The 2,373-nt window shown below is 75.2% G+C and carries 3 protein-coding genes; 2 read left to right on the top strand and 1 reads right to left on the bottom strand.

The window, feature by feature from the left end; translation table 11 throughout:
• Positions 1–231: 231 nt before the first annotated feature.
• A complete protein-coding gene (locus HYE82_RS35960) occupies positions 232–375 on the top strand; it encodes an SPW_0924 family protein (RefSeq protein ID WP_179178427.1) in 144 nt (47 codons plus the stop codon).
• Positions 376–386: 11 nt separating this feature from the next.
• Complete coding sequence (locus HYE82_RS35965) at positions 387–1,367, top strand: DUF3068 domain-containing protein (protein WP_179178428.1); 981 nt, start codon at positions 387–389, stop codon at positions 1,365–1,367.
• Here the strand turns inward: HYE82_RS35965 and HYE82_RS35970 are convergent.
• A partial coding sequence (locus HYE82_RS35970; RefSeq protein ID WP_306439692.1) for an ATP-dependent helicase C-terminal domain-containing protein occupies positions 1,357–2,373 on the bottom strand: 1,017 nt, incomplete at its 5' end. The genes HYE82_RS35965 and HYE82_RS35970 overlap by 11 nt on opposite strands.

The following is a 2,373-nucleotide window of genomic DNA, read 5'->3' on the forward strand; positions in this document are numbered from 1 at the left end:
CCCCCACGTCGAAGCCGGCGGCGACTCCCCGGCCCACGCCCACGCCCACTCCCACGGCGAGCGTCCGGCCGACGCCCCCGGCCGCCGAGCCGTCCGGGGCACCGTCCCCGTCGGTGTCCCCGGGCGCGGTGCGCGGCAGCACGCAAACGCCGTAGCCGAACGGTTCTCATCTCGCACGCGCGTTGCTACCGTGCCTCCGCCCTGACGCTCCATCAGATCCGGAGGCCCGGTATGCGCGCACTCGTCGCCGCCGCCATCGGCCTTGCCGCCGCGCTGGCCCTCGCGTTCGCCGTCACGGCGCTCGGGGCGCAGGAGGGCAAGACCTCGCCCAGACCACTGCTCACCACCGCGCCCGCCGCGCCCGGGCAGCAGTGAGGAGGCCGGAGGTGCGACGCCGAGCGAGCCTCGTCCTCATCGCCCTCGCGGTGTTCTGCACCGCCCTCGCGCCGCTGCTGCGCTGGTACGCGTACCCCCGGCTCGCCAAGATCCCGCCGAACCAGTACCAGGAGATGGTCCTGGAGGCGAAGGACGCGGTCCTGCTCGACTACACCGGCGGCATGCAGCCGAAGAAGGTCGACAAGGTCACGATCGTCCAGACCCTCAAGGGCAACGTCGAGGCGTCGAGGGAGATCGAGGCGAGCGCGGGCCGGGACGTCGTCGTCTGGGACGCCCTGTCCCACATCGCCGGCCCCGACGGGAAGACGGTCTCCCAGATCCCCGAGCGCTACATCTTCGACGCCCACACCCAGGCGCCCGTGCACGCCGCCGGCGAGGCCGTGGACGGCGACCCCGTGACGCGCGAGGGCATCGAGTTCAAGTGGCCGTTCTTCACCGAGCCGCGCGACTACCTCTACTTCGACGCCCAGACCCGCACCGCGACCCCCGTCCACTACGTCGGCCCGCGCACGTTCCGCGGCATGGACGTGTACTACTACGAGCAGCACCTGCCCTGGACGAAGGTGCCCCTGCCCAAGAAGATGCCGATCGAGGGCATCGACCCGGCGACCTTCGAACAGAGCACCGGCACCAGCCTCTGGTACCGGGCCAAGATGATGTTCTGGGTCGAACCGGTCACCGGGGCGCCCGTCAACGCCGAGCAGGTCGTCGAGCAGGAGATGCGCGGAGGCATCGCCGCCGGGGCGCCGGAAGGCCGGCTCACCGTCTTCGCCGGGCACGTGAAGATGCGCGAGGACTACAGCCGGTACACCGTCGACCTGGTCCGGTCGAACCGGGCCAAGGTGCTCACCCTGCACACGTACGCGCCCGCCGGGCTGGCCGCCGTCGGGCTCGCGCTGCTCGGGGCCGCCCTGTGGCTGGAGGCGCGCGGCCGCCGTACCGCCGCCGCCGGGGCGGGGGTCAGCGCCTGAGGCGGGCGTTGGTGTGCCGGGTCGGCTCGGCCGTCGCCGGATCCTCCGGCCAGGGGTGTTTGGGGTAGCGGCCGCGGAGCTCGGCCCGGACGGCGCGGTAGCCGCCCTGCCAGAACGAGGCCAGATCGGCGGTGACCGCCGCGGGCCGCCCCGCCGGCGACAGCAGGTGCACGAGTACGGGCACCCCCGCCACCCGGGGCGTCTGGGCCAGGCCGAACAGCTCCTGCAGCTTGACCGCGAGCACGGGCTGCCCGGCCGAGTAGTCCACTCGGATCCGGGAGCCGCTCGGCACCTCGATCCGCTCCGGGGCCAGCTCGTCCAGGCGGGCCGCCTCGCCCGTGGCCCAGGGCAGCAGCCGGGTCAGGGCCTGCCCGGCATCGATCCGGGCGAGGTCGGCGCGGCGCCGGGCCGAGGACAGCTCCGGCTCCAGCCAGTCCTCCGAGGGGCGGGCCAGCAGGGCGGTGTCGGACACGTCCGGCCAGGGGGCGCCCAGGGTGCGGTGCAGGAACGCGAGGCGCTCGCGCAGGACCAGGGCGTCGGGGGACCAGCGCAGCAGCGCGCCCGGGCCCTTGGCGGCGAGGCCGTCCAGGAGGGCGCGGCGCACCAGGGCCGGGTCCGGGTCGCGGAGGGGGCGGGCGGTGAGCTCGATCGCGCCGAGGCGTTGCACGGCGCGGGCGACGAGGTCTCCGCCGTCCCAGTGCACCTCCTCGGAGGAGGTGAACAGGTGCTCGGCGGCGGCCCGGGCCGTGGCCTCGTCGAGGACGGCGGCCAGCCGGATGCGGGCGTCGGCGGAGCCGGTGCTGCGGTCGGCCACGGCGATGGCGAGCCAGGTGCCTGCGGTGGCGAGGCGGGAGCCGTCGGGGAGGGCGGCGCCCGTGCCGGAGGCCATGAGGTACTGGCCCTTGCCGCGGGCGCGGGCCACGCGCTCGGGGAACGCGAGCGCGACGACGAGGCCGGCGACGTGGTCGTCCGCCGCCGGAGCGCCTGACAGAGCGGGGAGGGGCGG

The organism is Streptomyces sp. BR123 (assembly GCF_013401435.1).
GTDB lineage: Bacteria > Actinomycetota > Actinomycetes > Streptomycetales > Streptomycetaceae > Streptomyces.

Bases quoted from the DNA above. Each gene is read 5' to 3' on its own strand.
- HYE82_RS35960 (WP_179178427.1), top strand. From the start codon at position 232: ATGCGCGCACTCGTCGCCGCCGCCATCGGCCTTGCCGCCGCGCTGGCC.